The organism is Shewanella sp. K8 (assembly GCF_028823715.1).
In the GTDB taxonomy this organism is placed as follows: domain Bacteria; phylum Pseudomonadota; class Gammaproteobacteria; order Enterobacterales; family Shewanellaceae; genus Shewanella; species Shewanella algae.
Genome location: NZ_JAPEHY010000007.1, coordinates 43368 through 60731 on the forward strand (window position 1 = coordinate 43368; position 17364 = coordinate 60731).

Sequence of the window (17364 nt, forward strand, 5' to 3'; positions counted from 1 at the left end):
TAACCGCTGTCTATAGTTGGGCCTTAAAATAAAACGAGTAGCATCATGCCTTTGAGTCGATTTCATGCACTGCGGACCTATCTGGATCAAGTGATCATAGGTCAGCCAATTTTGACCGAAAACCTGCTTATCGCTCTGATAGCCGATGGCCACCTGTTAGTGGAAGGACCACCAGGGCTGGCCAAGACCCGGGCCGTTAAAGCGCTGTGTGATGGCATTGAGGGCGACTTTCACCGCATTCAGTTTACCCCGGACCTGCTGCCGGCCGATTTGACCGGCACCGACATCTATCGCGCCCAAACCGCGACCTTTGAATTTGAAGCCGGACCGATATTTCACAACCTTATTCTGGCGGATGAAATCAACCGCGCCCCGGCCAAGGTGCAGTCGGCCCTTTTGGAAGCCATGGCCGAAGGCCAGGTGACGGTGGGCAAGCACTCCTACAAGTTACCGCCGCTGTTTTTAGTGATGGCGACCCAAAACCCGCTGGAAAACGAGGGCACCTACCCGTTGCCGGAAGCCCAGCTTGACCGCTTCCTGATGCACCTGAACCTGGATTACCCGGAGGCAGACACTGAGCTTGAGATCCTGCGTTTGTCCCGCAGCGAAGCCAAGACCCACGGCATGGAGAAAGTCATTCCCATAGGCCAGCAGGAAGTGTTCCTCGCCCGGGAGCAGGCGCTGGAGCTGTATCTGGCCGAGCCGCTTGAGCGTTATATTGTCGACTTGGTGATGGCGACCCGTCAGCCTCAGCGCTACAGCGACCAGCTGGCCAAGTGGCTGGAATACGGCGTCAGCCCGCGGGCGACCCAATCCATCGAGCGCTGCGCCCGCGCCCGCGCCTGGTTATATGAACGTGACTTTGTCTCCCCTGAAGATATTCAAGCCGTGGTGCCCAATGTGCTGCGCCACCGTTTACTGCTGAGTTATCAGGCGCAGGCCGAAGGGGTCAGCCGCGATCAGGTGATAGACCATGTGCTCAATCAGGTGGCCGTTCCCTGATGAAAGCCGCAGCAACAGACTCTTCACTGCCACTGTTTGCCGACGGCCTCCACCTGTGTGAGGCCGAGCTGCTTGCCTGCCAGAATATCGCCCGCGCTCTGGGTGACAGGCAGGGAAAAGCCCGCGCGGCCATGGCCGGTCACAGAGCCAGCCTGGTAAAGGGCCGCGGCATGGAATTTGCCGAAGTGCGCCACTATCAACAGGGCGATGATGTCCGCACCATAGACTGGCGGGTCACCGCCCGCACCGGCAAGGCGCATACCAAGCTGTTTGTCGAGGAGCGTGAGCGCCCTATCCTGCTGTTGGTGGATATGAAGCACAGCCTCTATTTCGGCTCCCAGCTGTTATTGCAGTCGGTACAGGTGGCGCATCTGGCGGCGACCTTGGGCTGGAATGCCATCATGCAGGGCGACCGCCTCGGCGCACTGGTAGTGAGCGATAGCGCCCACAGAGAGCTGAAGCCAAGAGCACGCAACCAGGGGATTCTGGCACTGATATCGGCGCTGGTGGCGGTACACAAGTCGCAGCTCGAAGCGCTGGACAGCCCCCATGAAGATGGTCAGGCGTTAATGCTCCAGGCCTGTCAGCGTCTGGCAAGACTGGCCAAACCCGGCTCCCTTATCTGGATAATCACAGACGGCAACGGTTTTGGCAGCGAATGTCAGCAGGCGCTGTCGGAACTCAAACGCCACTGCGAGCTGGCGGCCTTTGTGGTAACGGATCCCATGCGCCAAGGCACACTCGAGCTGCCGCGGCAGTTTGCCCTGCCGGTACGGGAGTCGGGCCGCAGCCTGATCCTGGATCGCAGCGGTTATGATGCCTGGCTCGGTCGTCAGCGCGCCAACCTGGCGCAGTTTGATACCCTGATGCAACAACTCAAGGTCCCGGTTCGCACTCTGGATGCCGGCCGGCGCCTCAATCAACAATTGACACTGTTAAGATGAATCCCAATCAAGCCAATCCGGCGCTGAGTGCGCTCAAGGATATTCAACTGCCGACCGAGGTGCCCTTTTGGCCTCCGGCTCCCGGTATTTGGCTGCTGATGCTGCTGGCCTTGTTACTGCTTGGCGCCGCGGCATTCTTTGGCTATCGGCGCCTGCAGGCAACCAAGGCTCACAAGGCGGTGGCTCAAGCCGCCATGACTGAACTGACACAGCTGCAGGACCAGGACCCGGAGCTGCTATCCAAGATGAGCGCATTGTTGAAACGCACCGCCATCAGCTATGGTGAGCGCACCCAGGTGGCCGGACTCAGCGGTAAATCCTGGGCCGAGTATCTGGATAACGCACTGCCAGCCGAGCAGCGCGGTCGCTTCGCCTCTTTGCTCGAAAATCAATACCGCAGCCAACCGAGCGCTGCCCCCACCGAGTTGCGGGCGCTTTGTGTTTGCTGGCTCAAGCGCGCGCCCAAACACTTTGCCAAGGGAGGCAAGCCAAGATGCTGACCCTCTATTGGCCCTGGTTACTGCTGCTTATTCCCTTGCCGCTGCTGCTAGCCTATCGCCCCGCCGTCAACAGCGGCGGCCAACTGCAACTGCCCGGCGTCGATGCCCATGCCCGCGAGCAGCAACAAAGCAAACGCAGAGCGCCCTTGAGTCTCTGGCTGCTGTGGTGCCTGTTGCTGCTGGCCATCGCCCGGCCACAGTGGCTTGGCGATCCCATAGAGCTGCCCACCGAAGGGCGGGATCTGATGCTGGCGGTGGATCTCTCCGGCAGTATGCAGATTGAAGACATGGTGCTCGATGGCAAAGCGGTAGACAGATTCACCCTGATCCAGAAAGTGGTCAGCGACTTTATCGAGCGCCGCGCCGGCGATCGTATCGGCCTGATATTGTTTGCCGATGCCGCCTATCTGCAGGCTCCACTGACTCAGGACAGACGCTCTGTGGCTCAGTATCTCAAGGAAGCCCAAATCGGCCTGGTGGGCAAACAGACCGCCATTGGCGATGCCATTGCCCTGGCGGTAAAACGCTTCGATAAGGTGAAAGACAGCAACCGGGTGTTGGTGCTTTTGACCGACGGCTCCAACAATGCCGGCAGCATAGTGCCGGATCAGGCCGCCGCTATTGCCGCCAAGCGCGGCATCACCATCTACACCATAGGTGTAGGCGCCGATGTGATGGAGCGTCGCACCCTGTTTGGCCGTGAACGGGTCAACCCCTCGATGGATCTGGATGAAGCCCAGCTGCAACGGATAAGCGATGCCACCAAGGGGCGCTATTTCCGTGCCCGGAATACCGAAGAACTGGAACAGATCTATCAGGAAATCGACAAGCTGGAGCCCGTCAGCCGTGACGCCCTCAGTTACCGGCCGCAATCCGAGCTGTTTTACTGGCCGCTGGGACTGGCGCTGGCGCTGAGCGTACTGCTGCAGCTACAAAGCCTGTTGCTCAGCGTCTGGCCGGGACCTTGGGGGAGGAAATCATGAGTTTGCACTTTATCCGTCCCGAATGGCTGTGGGCCTTAGTGCCACTGGCATTGCTGTTAGTGCTGCAAAGTCGCCGTCAAGCGGGCCAATCTGACTGGGATCGTTATATTGCGCCGCATCTGGCGCCACTGCTGTTGACCCAAGGCAGCAAAAACCGCCGAAACCGCCTGCCCTGGCTTGGTCTGGCCTGGTTGGTGGCAGTACTGGCCTTAAGCGGCCCGGCGCTTTACAAGAAACCCCTGCCGGTATTTGCCAGCAGCACAGGACGGGTGCTGGTGATGGATATGTCTTTGTCCATGTATGCAACAGACGCCGCCCCCAACCGTTTGACCCAGGCCAGGTTCCGCGCCACGGATCTGCTGGAGCAACTCAATGAAGGGGAAACCGCCCTGCTGGCCTACGCGGGTGACGCCTTTGTCATCAGCCCCTTGACCCGGGATCGCAACACACTGCTCAATCTGTTGCCAACCCTGAGCCCGGCCATCATGCCGGTACGCGGCTCCAATTTGGCCGCGGCGCTGGAGAAAGCCAAGGAGCTGCTCAGCCAGGGCGGCCACCTGCAGGGCGATATCATCTTGATGACAGATGGCGTCGGTAGCCGTCAGCTCAATGCCGCCAAACAGGCGATTGAGGGCAGTCACTACCGCTTGGGCATTCTGGCGATAGGTTCATCCCAGGGTGCACCGATAAGGCTGCCGGATGGGCAACTGCTCAAGGACAGCCGAAATGAAGTGGTAGTACCGGCCACCGATTTTGGTCTGCTCAGCGAGCTGGCAAGTGCCGGGAACGGCATTTTGGTGCCCTACAGCAACGATGGCAAGGATCTGCAAACGCTGCAGCAGTGGCTCGCCACCAGCTCGGATGCCACAGAAACAGATCTTGCCGGCGATACCTGGGTCGACCTTGGCCCCTATCTGGCGCTCTTGCTGTTGTTGCCACTGCTCTTAAGCTTTCGCAGCGGCCTACCGGTGCTGTTGCTGCCCTTGAGTCTTGGCCTGCTTGTCAGCCCACCTAGCCAGGCAAGCGGCTGGGATGACCTTTGGCAAACCCGGGATCAGCAGGGAATGCAGGCATTCAAGCAAGAGGATTTTGCCACTGCCGCCGACAAGTTTGTTGACCCGGCCTGGCAAGGCAGCGCCCGCTACCGCGGCGGCGATTATCAAGGCGCGCTGCAAGCCTTCGAGCAAGATGACAGTGCCACAGGCTTATACAACCAAGGCAATGCCCTGATGCAGCTTGGCCAATATGAAGAAGCCATCAAGCGCTACAGTGACGCCCTGACACTAGTGCCCGATATGCAGGATGCCATTGACAATAAGGCGTTGGCGGAGTCCTTGCTAAAGCAGCGAGAGCAGCAACAAGATCAACAGAGCCAGGATAAGCAAGAGGATCAAAGCCAGCAGGATCAACAACAGAATTCTCAGTCCGGCAAGGATCAGAGTCAGGGCAGTCAGGACAGCGCCCAGGGTGACAACAGCCAGGGCCAAAACCAGGACAAAGAGCAAGGCCAAGACAGCCAAGCCGACCAGGGCTCAAGCAAGGACTCGCACCAGGGCTCAGATAAAGACGCTAACAAAGAGAATAGCGAGCCTTCCACTACCGACTCGCAGCAAAATGATGCTGACAATGCCACTGAGAAGGACGCCGAGAAGGACGCCAAAGGCGATCAGAACCCGCAAAATGCCGAGGATAACACTGGCGCAGGCTCTGAGCCTGAGATGCAGGCTTCATTGCCACAAGAGCAAGAGCCGCAAAATGAGTCAAGCGCAGCTGCAAGTCAAAACGGTGCAGCTAAGCAGGATGGTTCAGAGATTGATGCCGACAAGGCCAACTCGGCGAGCCTTGCCGAGCAACAAGAAGGGCAAAACGATGAGCAAAGCGATGAACAGATTAAGGCACAAGTTGCCGCCTCGTCACTCGATGACACCGAGCCCCTGCCCCCCGAAATGGAGCGGGCGCTGAAGGCATTGGTGGATGACCCGGCCACTTTGCTGCGCAACAAGATGCAACTCGAGTATCAAAAACGCCGCCAGCGCGGCGAGACACCCAAGGACAATGAACAGTGGTAACTAGACTTATTCCTCTATTGCTTCTGTGCCTGTTGCCGCTCAAGGCACTGGCACTGACACAGCTTCAGGCCTCGGTCGATCGCAATCCCGTGACCGAGAGCGAGTACTTTATGCTGTCCGTGGTGGCAGATGATGAACTCGAAGCCCAGGCACTGGACACCTCGGCCCTGTTGAAAGACTTTATCGTCGGCCGCACCAGCGTCAGTCGCAGTACCCAGATCATCAATTTTGATGCCCGCAAGGAAACCCGCTGGCAAGTGATGCTGGCCCCAAAAACCACCGGCCAGGTCACTATTCCGGCCCTGAGTATCGATGGCGTCAGCAGCGATGCCATCGAATTGAAGGTGATGCCGGCCGGTAGTCGCCCCGAGGCGCAAAAAAACCTGTTCCTGCGTACCAGTATCTCGGCCAAGGAGGCCTATGTCGGCCAACTGCTCACCTACAAGGTAAAACTCTTTCTGGCCGTTGAGCTGCAGCGTGGGGTGTTGTCGGCCCCCTCTATCAGCGGCGCCCAGATAAAACAGCTCGGCGAGGATAAAGAAAGCAGTGAAATCGTCAACGGCCGCCGTTTTCGGGTGATAGAGCGCAGCTACGGCATCATAGCCGATGAACCCGGCGAGCTGGCGATTTCCGGTGCCAACTTCTCTGGCGATGTGCTGGTCGATACCCCAAGACGGGGCATGTTCGCCTTTCAGGAAAGTCGCCCCATGCAGGCCCAGAGTGACAGCATGCTGGTCAGCATCAAGCCCATCCCGGCCGAATATCACGGCGACTGGCTGATATCGGATCTGGTGATGCTCAAAGAGGAATGGGACGACAAGCAGACTTTTGAAGTGGGTCGCCCTATTACCCGCAACCTGACACTGCTGGCATCCAATGCCGATGAAACCAGCCTACCGGAGCTTAAACTGAGCTTGCCGGACAATCTCAAGAGCTATCCGGAAAAGGCGCAGCGCAAGACCTTTGTTCGCGACAACCAACTGGTATCGCAACTGACTCAGACCATTGCCATAGTGCCCTCGAAACCGGGGAGCTATACCCTGCCGGAGATCAAGGTGCCTTGGTGGAATCCGCATTTGAAACAGCAGGAGTTCGCCCTGCTACCGGCGCGCACTATCCAGGTCGCCCCCGCCGCCGATATGCCGCAACCAACCATCAACCAACCTGCGCAGGAGCCCGGTAGCAGCGCAGGTTTCTGGCCTTGGTTGACGGCCCTGTTTGCGTCGCTGTGGCTGGCCACCTGTGTGCTGTGGCTAAAGGCCCGCAAACAACAAGCGATAGCCGCTCCGGCAACAGTGTTGCAAGCTCAAACAAGCCAAACCCAGCCGGGATTGAGCCAGGCTTGTCAGCAAGGGGACTTGAGCCAGGTGTTCAAGGCGTTGCAGCAGGAACTCAGTGATATCAAAGGCCATAGCGTCACACTCGATGAACTGCCGAAACTGGCCCCTGAGTTGGCCGCCGTGGTCGCCAAGATTCAGGCCAGCCGCTATGGCAGACAAAGCGGCGATCCCGGTCAGCATTTCCCGGCGCTGCTGCAGGCCTTTGAACGCTTCAAGAGTCAGTACTCCAACGCTGCCGGTACGGCCTCAGTGCTGGCACCGCTAAACCCTTAATTGGCAGCTTCAGCCATAGCGTCTATTCGCTATGGCTGAGTGCCCGTCTGGGTATAGCCTGCCGTTACCACTTCCCCTCTCAAGGCCGTTAACAGCAGGCTTTTTCAACCAACTGTTTCCCTCCATTTTCAACAGTGTGTTTACCCTTATCCCGATATTTCGGCCATCACTTTTACCGCCAAGCGTGCTGAAATCCAGGCTAAATCAGGCTTGCAACCGATTTTACACTCATGGTATTTGCCAGAATGCCCCCAAGGCCATTAAGCTTAGCGGCAACAAAAATAAAACAAGCATGGAAAATGTTCGATAGCTGGCGAAAGAAAAAGTCTGATGACGCGGTCATTTCTGACATGCTGAATAAACAAAGACGTTACGATAGCCTGGTCCGGGCGCTGCATACCGATATTTACCGCTACGCCTTCTGGCTTTGCGGCGACCGTCATGTGGCCGAAGATATCACCCAGGAAACTTTTCTCCGGGCTTGGCGCTCGCTGGATTCCTTGAAAGATGACAAAGCGGCCAAGGCTTGGTTAATCACTATTTTACGGCGGGAAAATGCCCGCCGCTTTGAGCGTAAACAGTTTGATTATGCCGATATCGGCGAAGAGCATTGGCAAGATCCCGGTTCCCAGAGCCAGGAAGATCATGCCGAACACTATCTGCTCAGGCGTCAAATCGCCCAATTGGAACCCGAGTATCGGGAGCCTTTGTTATTACAGCTGATAGCCGGATTCAGTGGCGATGAAATTGCCCAATTGCTGGATCTAAACCGAAATACTGTCATGACCCGCTTGTTTCGGGCCAGGAATCAGTTAAAAGAAGCACTGGAACACTCCAAGGTCAGAGGTCAATCCAATGGATGAGCTGAAGTTTCGCCGCCAGGCCTATGGCGACCCCAATAATCAGGATCCCGAGTTTCTCGAGGCCCTCAGCCAGAGCGAGGACAATCAGGCGTTTGTCGCCGAACTCAAGGCACTCGATGGCAAAATAAGTCAGGCGCTCAGAATTCCTGTGGCCGAAGATCTGAGCGAAAAACTGCTGCTGAAACAGCAGTTGGCCGTGCATCACGCCCAACGCAGACGCACCGGCTGGATGCTGGCGATGGCGGCCTCCGTCGCTTTTGTTGCCGGAGTCAGTTTCAGTCTCTGGCGCCAAGGGCCAGTGGATTTAGGACAACACGCCCTCGCCCATGTCCGCCATGAAACCATTGCCATGACCAGTGATGCCGATATCTCTTATCAGGCGGTCAATGCCAAGCTCGCATCGCTCAAGGGGTTGGGCAGTGCCAGATTCAACAGCCAACCGGGACGGGTGTTTTACAGCACCTTCTGCGATTTTCAGGGAATTGAGAGTATTCACCTGGTATTGGCCGGTGAACAAGGCAAGGTAACAGTGTTTATTGTGCCCCCTGAGCACAGGGTGATGCTGGCCGAGGCCTTTGCCGACAGCGAATACCGGGGAGAGGCGATAAAAACCGACTCAGCTTACCTGGTGTTGGTAGCCGAATATCCTCAGGACCTAGACGCTGTTAAAGAAGAAATAAAACAGAGCTTTATCTAAGGTATCGCAGTTCTTTGCTTGCCAAATCTCCCGGCGAACACTCGCCGGGACTGGTCAGATCTGCCTCACATAACCTGTCAACATTGGGCGCTTTGGCAAACTTTTGCTAGTATCCGCGCCAAACAACAACACAAAAGTGTAAACCAGCATGCATATTGAAACCCCGGTAATGATAACTTTTCTGGGCTATTTGGCTCTGATGATGGGGATAGGTCTTTGGGCCTACAAGGCGACCGATTCGGTCGATGACTATATTCTCGGCGGTCGCAAGATGGGCCCGGCCGTAACCGCTCTCAGTGTTGGCGCTTCCGACATGTCCGGTTGGCTGCTGCTGGGTTTGCCCGGCGCCGTCTATCTCGGCGGTCTGGGCGAAGCCTGGATGGGAATAGGTCTGTTACTGGGCGCCTGGCTTAACTGGCTTTTGGTGGCCAAACGCCTGCGGATCTATACCCAGATGGCAGATAATGCCCTCACCCTGCCGGACTTTTTTGAGAAGCGTTTCAACGACGAAGGCGGCCTCCTGAAACTGGTTTCCGCCGTCACCATATTACTGTTTTTCACCTTCTACGCCTCCTCCGGCATGGTGGGCGGCGCGGTGCTGTTCAGCAATGTCTTTGGCCTCGAGTACCTGACGGCGCTGCTGATAGGTTCCGCGGTGATAGTGGCCTATACCTTTGTCGGCGGTTTTTTTGCCGTCAGCTGGACAGACTTCTTCCAGGGTTGCTTGATGTTGATAGCCCTGTTGATAGTCCCGGTCAGCATGTTTACCCATCCAGAGAGTCACAAGAGCCTGGATGCCCTGGACCCGGCTATGCTGTCGTTATGGAGCGATAAGCTGACCCTGATAGGTCTGCTGTCGGCTCTGGCCTGGGGGCTGGGTTACTTTGGACAGCCCCATATTCTGTCGCGCTTTATGGCGATTAACAGTGTCAAGGATCTGCCGGTTTCGCGCCGCATCGCCATGAGCTGGATGTTTGTCTCCCTGATCGGCGCCCTGGCGACTGGCATTGCCGGCGCGCTCTATTTTGCCGACGAGCCGCTCAAGAATCCGGAAACTGTGTTTATCCATCTGACTCAAGTCGCCTTTAACCCCTGGATTGGTGGTCTGCTTATCGCCGCTATCTTGTCGGCCATCATGAGCACCATAGACTCGCAACTGCTGGTGTGTTCCAGCGTGATCACCGAAGATTTCTACCGTAAGTGGCTCAGGCCAGAGGCTTCAAGCAAGGAGCTGATGTTGGTCGGTCGTATCGGCGTGTTGGCCATTGCCATTATCTCAGTGGTTGTTGCCCTGGATCGGGAAGCAAGCGTACTGGGTCTGGTGAGCTATGCCTGGGCCGGTTTCGGTGCCGCCTTCGGCCCTGTAGTGATCCTGTCGCTGTTTTGGCGTGGCTACAGCCGCAACGGCGCCATTGCCACCATCCTAGTTGGCGGCTTGACAGTAATCATCTGGAAGCAATTGGAAAGCGGTATCTTCGCCCTCTATGAAATATTGCCTGGATTCATTCTGGCCACCCTGGCCGGGGTTGTAGTGAGCCGTTTGTCGCCGCCATCCGAGGCTACACAGACACAATTCAGTCGCTTCGAACAGAGCCTCTAAGCTCGTAAATTCAGCTTTCAATTGCCCGCCCTGGCGTTTGGCGTACACTTGTACGCCAAACGCACCGCCAGTTTGTAATTTATTGTTTCACCCGATTTTACAGCTTAGCAACACACGGGCTTGTCATCTTCAACCAGCCACTATTCAGCTATTGCTGCTTTTCCGGCTCGGCCTGCATTTTGAAGTTCATCGCACGTTCGCAGCACATTCGCAGAAATTAACCAAAATATTACAAAATTTCACATCTGGTCGGAGTTGTTGGCGCTATGGGGCGTCCATAAGATGCACTGGACTAATAAGCGGGTGTCTGTGGGGTATTAGAGACTGACAGCCAACCTGCAAACATAAAAGAGAAGATAATAATGAAGTATTTCAACAAGACTCTTATCGCGGTTTCAGTAGCGCTGGTCAGTGGCCAGACCCTGGCAGCCGGTTTCCAGCTCAACAGCCAATCAGCCACAGGTATCGGCCGCGCCTTTGCCGGTGATGCCGTGATTGCAGACAACGCATCCGTGTTATCCCGTAACCCGGCCGCCATGGCACTGTTTGACAAAGCCGCTATATCGGTTGGTGTCACCACTGTTGACGTCCAGGTAGATATCAAAGACGTCAACTTCATGGGCGGCCAGGTGGATCTGGGTGGGATTGATGATGCCGGCAGCGTCAAATGGATCCCCAACATCTATTACATCCAGCCTTTGAATGATAAATGGGCTGTGGGCTTTGCTGCCTTTTCCAACTTCGGTACCGGCACAGACAGCGCCTCATTGGTCAATAGCAAAACAGTGGCGGCTCCCTATGATCTAATAGGTAATACCGAAGTAACCACCATCAACTTCAACACCAGTGTGTCTTACCGCATCAATGACATGCTGAGTTTGGGTGTCGGACTGGATTTGGTTTATGGCGAAGGCAACCTGGATCGCTATTACAATCAAATGCCATTGGTCGATGTGGATGCCGATGGTTGGGGTATTGGCGGTATTGTTGGTGCCACACTTGAGCTGAATGAGAACAACCGTTTTGGTCTGAGTTACCGTTACAGCCCCAATGTCGATGTGAGTGGCCATATTGCGACACTGACACCTTTGCCTGGCCAAACAAACAGTTTTGCTTCAACCCTGTTTGACGAGTTGGAAGTGCCTTTGGCAGACATATTCCAGTTGGCCGGTTTCCACCAGTTAACCGAAAACTTTGCTGTCCATTACACGGCTCAATACACCCGTTGGGGCAACTTCGATCAAATTACAGCCAAAGATGGTGTCAGCAGCATTTATGGTACAGGTACAGTGATTGCCAACAATGTCAATGCCCCTCTGAAGCAGTATCAGTGGAAAAACTCCTGGCTGATGAGTGTGGGCGGAACCTACGACATTAACGAACAATTCACTGTTCGCGCCGGTTACATGTTCGACAATGGTGTGGTTGATGAAATCAGTTCAATCTCTATCCCTGATTCTGACCGTCAATGGTTCACTGCTGGCTTGAGCTACCACATCAACCAGCATCAAACCATCGACTTCGGTATGGCCTTTGTTAAAGGTGAAGAAGTGGAACTGGTAGAAAACAGTGCAGTAGTTGGTCCGGTTAACGCCATTACCAAATCAGAAGCTATGTACTACTCAGTGCAGTACAGCTATCAATTCTGAGCCAAGGCTCCAACGAGTTTAAGCTGACAAGGCCGCCCTTCGGGGCGGCTTTTTTGTTGATTAACAGCAAGTTGTTCAGGCAACATTCAAGCTTACAGATGCATTCTCGCCAAGGCTTGGTTATCTTATGGAAGGTGTAAATTGCGCTGCATCGGCTGGCTTACAGGGCCGGATATAAGGCGTACTTCGTACCTCTCCTATGTCACAAAAGGATTTCGAAATGAGTAAAAATTATTCTCTGGCGGCCCTGTTGCTTGGGGGTTTTATTTGCGCCGGTTTACTGCTGCTTGGCACCAGTATTGGAAACAGCCTGCTGGCAATGAAAGGTATGGAGCGAACCGTGGCGGTCAAAGGTCTGGCTGAACGCGAGGTCAAGGCCAACGTCGCCATCTGGCCGATTCGCTTCAATGAGGTGGATAATGATCTCAACACCTTGTATCAGACGGTGCAACAAAAAACAGATAAAGTGACGGCCTTTCTTGAACAGCAAGGTTTCAACAAGGGTGAAATCTCTGTCTCTCTGCCTTCCATAGAAGACAGGCAAGCCCAGGGTTATGTCGATCCCAATGTTAAGTATCGCTACGCAGCCCGAGTGACAGTGTCGCTTTATACTCACCAGGTGGATCTGCTGCTTGAGAGCCGTAACAAGCTGCTGGCCCTGGCCAAAGAAGGCATAGCCATCGCCAGTCAGGACTATGACAGTCGCACCGAATTCCTGTTTACCGAACTCAACAGTATCAAGCCGGCCATGGTGCAGGAGGCTACCCAAAATGCCCGTGAAGTGGCCGAGAAGTTTGCCAAAGATTCAGACTCGGTACTTGGGAAGATCAAACAAGCCAGCCAGGGCACCTTCACCATTTCCGATCGCGACAGTAATACGCCTTACATCAAGAAGGTGCGAATCGTCTCTACCCTCACCTACTATCTCAACGACTGAACTTTTGAAGCGCAAAACTGAAACGGATTTTTCAATATAAGCAGGTGGCCAAGGCCGCCTGTTTTCGTATCTGTATTCTGGCTGTGTATATTCTGGCCTGGGTATTCAAGGTTTAGTCAGTTACTCAAGCCACCTCTTATTTAATCATATTTTTCTAATAATAGTTGCAGGCGACCACCTTATTCATTAGAATTTTCTCATAGATGTTTTTTTGAGAACAGTTCCATGCCCAGAATAACGCCAGTATTGACCCTGCTACTGCCCGCGCTGCTGCTCATTCAACCCGTTAAGGCAGCCGAGCCGGCCACAGTGACTGTCCGCCAGACAGAGCACTCCCAATTGCTGACCCTGGATGGCAGGCTCGAGGCGGTCAAGGCCGCAACCGTGTCGGCCCAGACCTCGGGACGGATCCTCAAGCTTTACTTTGATGTCAACGACCGAGTCCCCGCCGGGGCAGCGCTGCTTGAGATCACCAGTGAAGAGCAAGGCGCGTCCCTGGCGGCGGCCGAGGCGGAATACGCCAGAGCCAGAGCCTTGGATACCGAAGCTCAGCTGACGCTCAAGCGCTATCAGGAACTGTTTCCCAAGGGCGCGATTTCCCGCGGCCAAATGGATCAGGCCATAGCCAATGCCAAGTCAGCCTCCCAAGCGGCCAGCGCCGCCAAAGCGAGGAGCATTCAGGCAAAGGAATCACTGAAATACACAGTCGTCAGCGCGCCATATGCTGGCATAGTCACGGCCAGGCATGTGGAAGAGGGAGAAACAGTCGCTCCCGGTCAACCGCTCCTGTCCGGTTTTGCCGACGATGAGATGCGGGTGGTGATGCAGCTGCCGCAGCGTTTTCTTCAGGCCGCCAAAGCCACAGAAAAGATGACGGTTATCCTAGCCGATGGTCGCAGTTTTGACGTCACTACCCCCAAGGTCTTTGGTTTCAGTGATGAGCAGAGCCGCGCCTTTCAGGTGAGACTGCCACTGCCGGCCAACACAGGCGATCTATTGCCCGGCAGTTTCGTTAAGGTGCGCTTTGCCATAGACAAGCGCCAGGAGATAGTACTGCCCAAAGAAGCACTTTACAGCGTCAATGAGCTGTCGGCCGTCTACCTCAAGCACGGCGACAACTTTGTCCTGCAACAGGTACGTCTGGGTGATGTGCGTGACGATGGCGTGACCATACTGGCAGGACTCGAAGCCGGAGACATAGTCGCCGCCAACGCCTATCAGTTGCTGCTCGAGCAGCGCCAGGCCAAGTAAGGGGAACTCATGGCTAATCACAGCGAAAATAACACCGGCATCTCCGGCCGCATTGCCGCCAGTTTCCAGCTCAGTGCCATTACGCCGCTTCTGGCCTTGCTGGGCTTGTTGCTGGGGATGTTTGCCATTATGGTCACTCCCAAGGAGGAAGAACCTCAGATAGATGTGACCTTTGCCGATGTATTTATCCCCTTCCCCGGTGCCACACCGACCGAAGTCGAGCAGTTGGTTACCCTGCCGGCAGAAGAGGTGATCTCGCAGATAAAAGGCATAGATACCCTCTACTCCTTCTCGCAGCCCGATGGCGCGATGATCATCGTCATCTTTGAGGTGGGTGTGCCCCGTAACGAGGCGATAGTCAAACTCTACAATCAAATCTATTCCAACCTGGACAAGCTGCCCAGAGCCGCGGGGGTGGGCGATCCCTTGATAAAACCCATGGGCATAGACGATGTGCCCATTGTCAGCCTGACTCTCTGGTCAGAGGATCCCGGTGTTTCGGCTCAGCAACTGACTCATGTGGCCCATGGGCTCGAAACCGAACTCAAGCGCATTCCCGGCACCCGAGATGTCGAGTCCATGGGGTCCCATGAGTTGGTGCTCAATGTACGCATCAATTCGGCCCAAATGAGTTTTTATGGTGTCAGCTTCGATGCCATCAACCAGGCGCTCGGCGCCAATAATGCGGTCTCCATGCCTGTATCTCTGGTGCAAGATAACCAGGAGATCAAGGTGCAGACCGGCCAGTTCCTGCGTTCGCTGGAGGATGTGCAGCAACTGGTGGTCGCGGTGCACAATGACAGCCAAGGCAAGGCCGCCCCAGTGTTCCTCAGTGATATTGCCGATATCAGCCTCAAGGCCGACGTGCCCCTCTATGGCGCCTGGCATCAGAACGGTCACAACGCCGAAGCAGAAGCTAAAGGCGTCTTCCCGGCAGTGACCCTAGCCATAGGCAAACAACCGGGTGAAAACGCCGTGGATGTGGCCGATGCTATCCTTGCCAAGGTGGAAAAGAGCCGTAACCTGCTTATTCCGGACAATGTCAATATCACTGTGTCGCGCAACTATGGCGTAACGGCGGCAGATAAGTCCAACACTCTGATCTTCAAGTTGATCTTTGCTACCGCCGCTGTGGTTATCCTGGTGATGTTCACCATGGGAATGCGCGAGGCACTGGTGGTCGGTGTGGCGATTGTCATTACCCTGGCAATCACGCTTTTCGCCTCCTGGGCCTGGGGCTTTACCCTCAACCGGGTATCCCTGTTTGCACTGATCTTCTCCATAGGTATTTTGGTGGACGATGCCATAGTGGTGGTGGAAAACATCCATCGTCATATGGCCATGGGCAAACGCAGCCTGAGTGAACTCATTCCCGCTGCCGTGGATGAAGTGGGTGGCCCCACGATTCTGGCGACCTTTACCGTTATTGCGGCATTGCTGCCGATGGCCTTTGTCTCTGGGCTGATGGGCCCCTATATGAGCCCTATTCCCATCAACGCCAGCATGGGCATGTTGATCTCCCTGGCGGTGGCCTTTGTGGTCACCCCCTGGCTCAGCCACAAACTGCTCAGACACAAGGGTGGCGAGGGGCACAGCGACAATGCCAGCCCTGTAATGCTCAGGCTGTTTACCCGGCTTATCAAGCCATTTCTCGAGAGCCGCAAGGCCCGTGTAGGCATGGCGGCCGGCGTGTTTGTGCTGATAGGCATGGCCGTGGCCCTGCCCGTCGGCCAGTTGGTGGTACTCAAGATGTTGCCCTTCGACAACAAGAGCGAATTCCAGGTGATGGTGGATATGCCGGAAGGCACGCCGGTGGAGCAGACGGAAAAAGTCCTCAAGGCCTTATCCGATTATCTGGTGACGGTACCCGAAGTGCAGCATCTGCAGCTCTATGCCGGCACCCATGCCCCGATCAACTTCAACGGCCTGGTCAGGCATTACTTTGTCCGCAACAGTCAGGAGCTTGGCGATATTCAGGTCAATCTCAGTGATAAACAGCACAGGGACAGAGACAGCCACAGCATAGCCCTGGCGGTGCGCGGCCCGCTGCAGCAAATCGCCCAGGGCTTCAACGCCAATGTCAAAGTGGTGGAAGTGCCCCCCGGCCCACCTGTGTGGTCGCCGATTGTGGCCGAGGTCTATGGCCCCAGCCAAGACATTCGCCAGCAGGCGGCCAGAGAGCTGCAGTCCCTGTTCCTGGCGACCGAAGATGTGGTGGATATCGATATCTTCCTGCCGGCGGCACAACAGAAATGGCAGGTGCTTATCGATCGCAGCAAGGCCAGTCTGCTGGGCGTGCCCTACGCCAACATAGTGGATCTGGTGGCCACCGCCGTCGGCGGCAAAGACATCAATGTACTGCACAAACCAATGCAGAAACGCCCTGTGCCGATCCGCCTGGAACTGCCTGAGGCCGACAAACTGGATTTGATTTCAGTGCTTAACCTGCGCCTCGACAGCCTCCATGGCGGCACTGTGCCCGTGGCCGAATTGGTGACAATCCGCAAGGGGCAGATAGACGCCCCCATCATTCACAAGAATATGATCCCGATGATCATGGTGATTGCCGACATGGCCGGGCCGCTCGACAGCCCACTGTACGGCATGTTTGAAATGGCGGCGGATATCGACTCAGAAGGTGGCCTTGGCTTCAACCAGCATTATTTCAGCCAACCCGATGGTCTGGATGCCATCAGCGTACTCTGGGATGGCGAGTGGAAGATCACCTATGAAACCTTCCGTGATATGGGCCTGGCCTATGGGGTCGGCATGATTGCCATCTATCTCCTGGTGGTGGCTCACTTCCGTTCCTATCTGGTACCGCTGATCATTATGGCGCCTATCCCCTTGACCATTATCGGGGTCATGCCGGGACACGCCTTGCTCGGCGCCCAGTTCACCGCCACCTCCATGATAGGCATGATAGCGCTGGCGGGGATCATAGTGCGTAACTCCATACTCCTGGTGGACTTTATCAACCAGGAAACCGCTGCCGGAGTGCCATTTGAACAGGCGGTCATTCACTCGGGCGCCGTACGGGCCAAACCTATTATGCTCACCGCCCTGGCAGCCATGATAGGCGCCATGTTTATTCTGGATGACCCGATCTTCAACGGTCTGGCCATCAGTCTTATCTTCGGGATCCTGATCTCCACCCTGCTGACGCTGGTGGTGATCCCGGTACTTTACTATGCCCTGATGCGCAAGCGCATCGACTCAGTGATCAACCAGGCCCAGGCGGCCAAAGGAGCTTAAA

Annotated in this window: 13 protein-coding genes; all 13 read left to right on the forward strand. The window is 55.7% G+C overall.

Annotation, left to right across the window (positions count from 1 at the left end; translation table 11 throughout):
* Positions 1 to 45 precede the first annotated feature (45 nt).
* Complete coding sequence (locus tag ON072_RS05600) at positions 46 to 1002, forward strand: AAA family ATPase (RefSeq protein WP_144224881.1); 957 nt, start codon at positions 46 to 48, stop codon at positions 1000 to 1002.
* Positions 1002 to 1946: a DUF58 domain-containing protein gene (locus tag ON072_RS05605; RefSeq protein WP_144224880.1), complete on the forward strand. Its 945-nt coding sequence runs from the start codon at positions 1002 to 1004 to the stop codon at positions 1944 to 1946. Before ON072_RS05600 ends, ON072_RS05605 begins: the two co-directional genes overlap by 1 nt.
* Positions 1943 to 2446 (forward strand): DUF4381 domain-containing protein, encoded by a 504-nt coding sequence (locus ON072_RS05610; RefSeq protein WP_144224879.1) that lies wholly within the window; start codon positions 1943 to 1945, stop codon positions 2444 to 2446. The genes ON072_RS05605 and ON072_RS05610 overlap by 4 nt, the downstream gene beginning before the upstream one ends.
* Positions 2440 to 3429 (forward strand): vWA domain-containing protein, encoded by a 990-nt coding sequence (locus tag ON072_RS05615; protein ID WP_045282691.1) that lies wholly within the window; start codon positions 2440 to 2442, stop codon positions 3427 to 3429. Before ON072_RS05610 ends, ON072_RS05615 begins: the two co-directional genes overlap by 7 nt.
* Positions 3426 to 5498: a vWA domain-containing protein gene (locus tag ON072_RS05620; protein WP_144224878.1), complete on the forward strand. Its 2073-nt coding sequence runs from the start codon at positions 3426 to 3428 to the stop codon at positions 5496 to 5498. Before ON072_RS05615 ends, ON072_RS05620 begins: the two co-directional genes overlap by 4 nt.
* Positions 5492 to 7111 (forward strand): BatD family protein, encoded by a 1620-nt coding sequence (locus ON072_RS05625; protein WP_144224877.1) that lies wholly within the window; start codon positions 5492 to 5494, stop codon positions 7109 to 7111. The genes ON072_RS05620 and ON072_RS05625 overlap by 7 nt, the downstream gene beginning before the upstream one ends.
* 299 nt (positions 7112 to 7410) lie before the next feature.
* On the forward strand, positions 7411 to 7974 hold the full coding sequence (locus ON072_RS05630) for a sigma-70 family RNA polymerase sigma factor (protein ID WP_025011133.1): 564 nt from the start codon (positions 7411 to 7413) through the stop codon (positions 7972 to 7974).
* The gene (locus ON072_RS05635; protein WP_093983403.1) at positions 7967 to 8671 is read left to right on the forward strand and encodes a DUF3379 domain-containing protein; all 705 of its coding nucleotides are present in this window, start codon (positions 7967 to 7969) and stop codon (positions 8669 to 8671) included. The genes ON072_RS05630 and ON072_RS05635 overlap by 8 nt, the downstream gene beginning before the upstream one ends.
* A 148-nt stretch (positions 8672 to 8819) precedes the next feature.
* A complete protein-coding gene (gene putP / locus ON072_RS05640; protein ID WP_044734719.1) occupies positions 8820 to 10271 on the forward strand; it encodes a sodium/proline symporter PutP in 1452 nt (483 codons plus the stop codon).
* A gap of 362 nt (positions 10272 to 10633) precedes the next feature.
* Positions 10634 to 11920, forward strand: a complete 1287-nt coding sequence (locus tag ON072_RS05645; protein WP_025011135.1) for an OmpP1/FadL family transporter — start codon at positions 10634 to 10636, stop codon at positions 11918 to 11920.
* A 220-nt stretch (positions 11921 to 12140) separates the two neighbouring features.
* The gene (locus ON072_RS05650; RefSeq protein WP_025887174.1) at positions 12141 to 12857 is read left to right on the forward strand and encodes an SIMPL domain-containing protein; all 717 of its coding nucleotides are present in this window, start codon (positions 12141 to 12143) and stop codon (positions 12855 to 12857) included.
* A gap of 225 nt (positions 12858 to 13082) precedes the next feature.
* A complete protein-coding gene (locus tag ON072_RS05655) occupies positions 13083 to 14108 on the forward strand; it encodes an efflux RND transporter periplasmic adaptor subunit (RefSeq protein WP_144224876.1) in 1026 nt (341 codons plus the stop codon).
* 9 nt (positions 14109 to 14117) lie between these two features.
* The gene (locus ON072_RS05660; protein WP_261752957.1) at positions 14118 to 17363 is read left to right on the forward strand and encodes an efflux RND transporter permease subunit; all 3246 of its coding nucleotides are present in this window, start codon (positions 14118 to 14120) and stop codon (positions 17361 to 17363) included.
* Position 17364 lies beyond the last annotated feature (1 nt).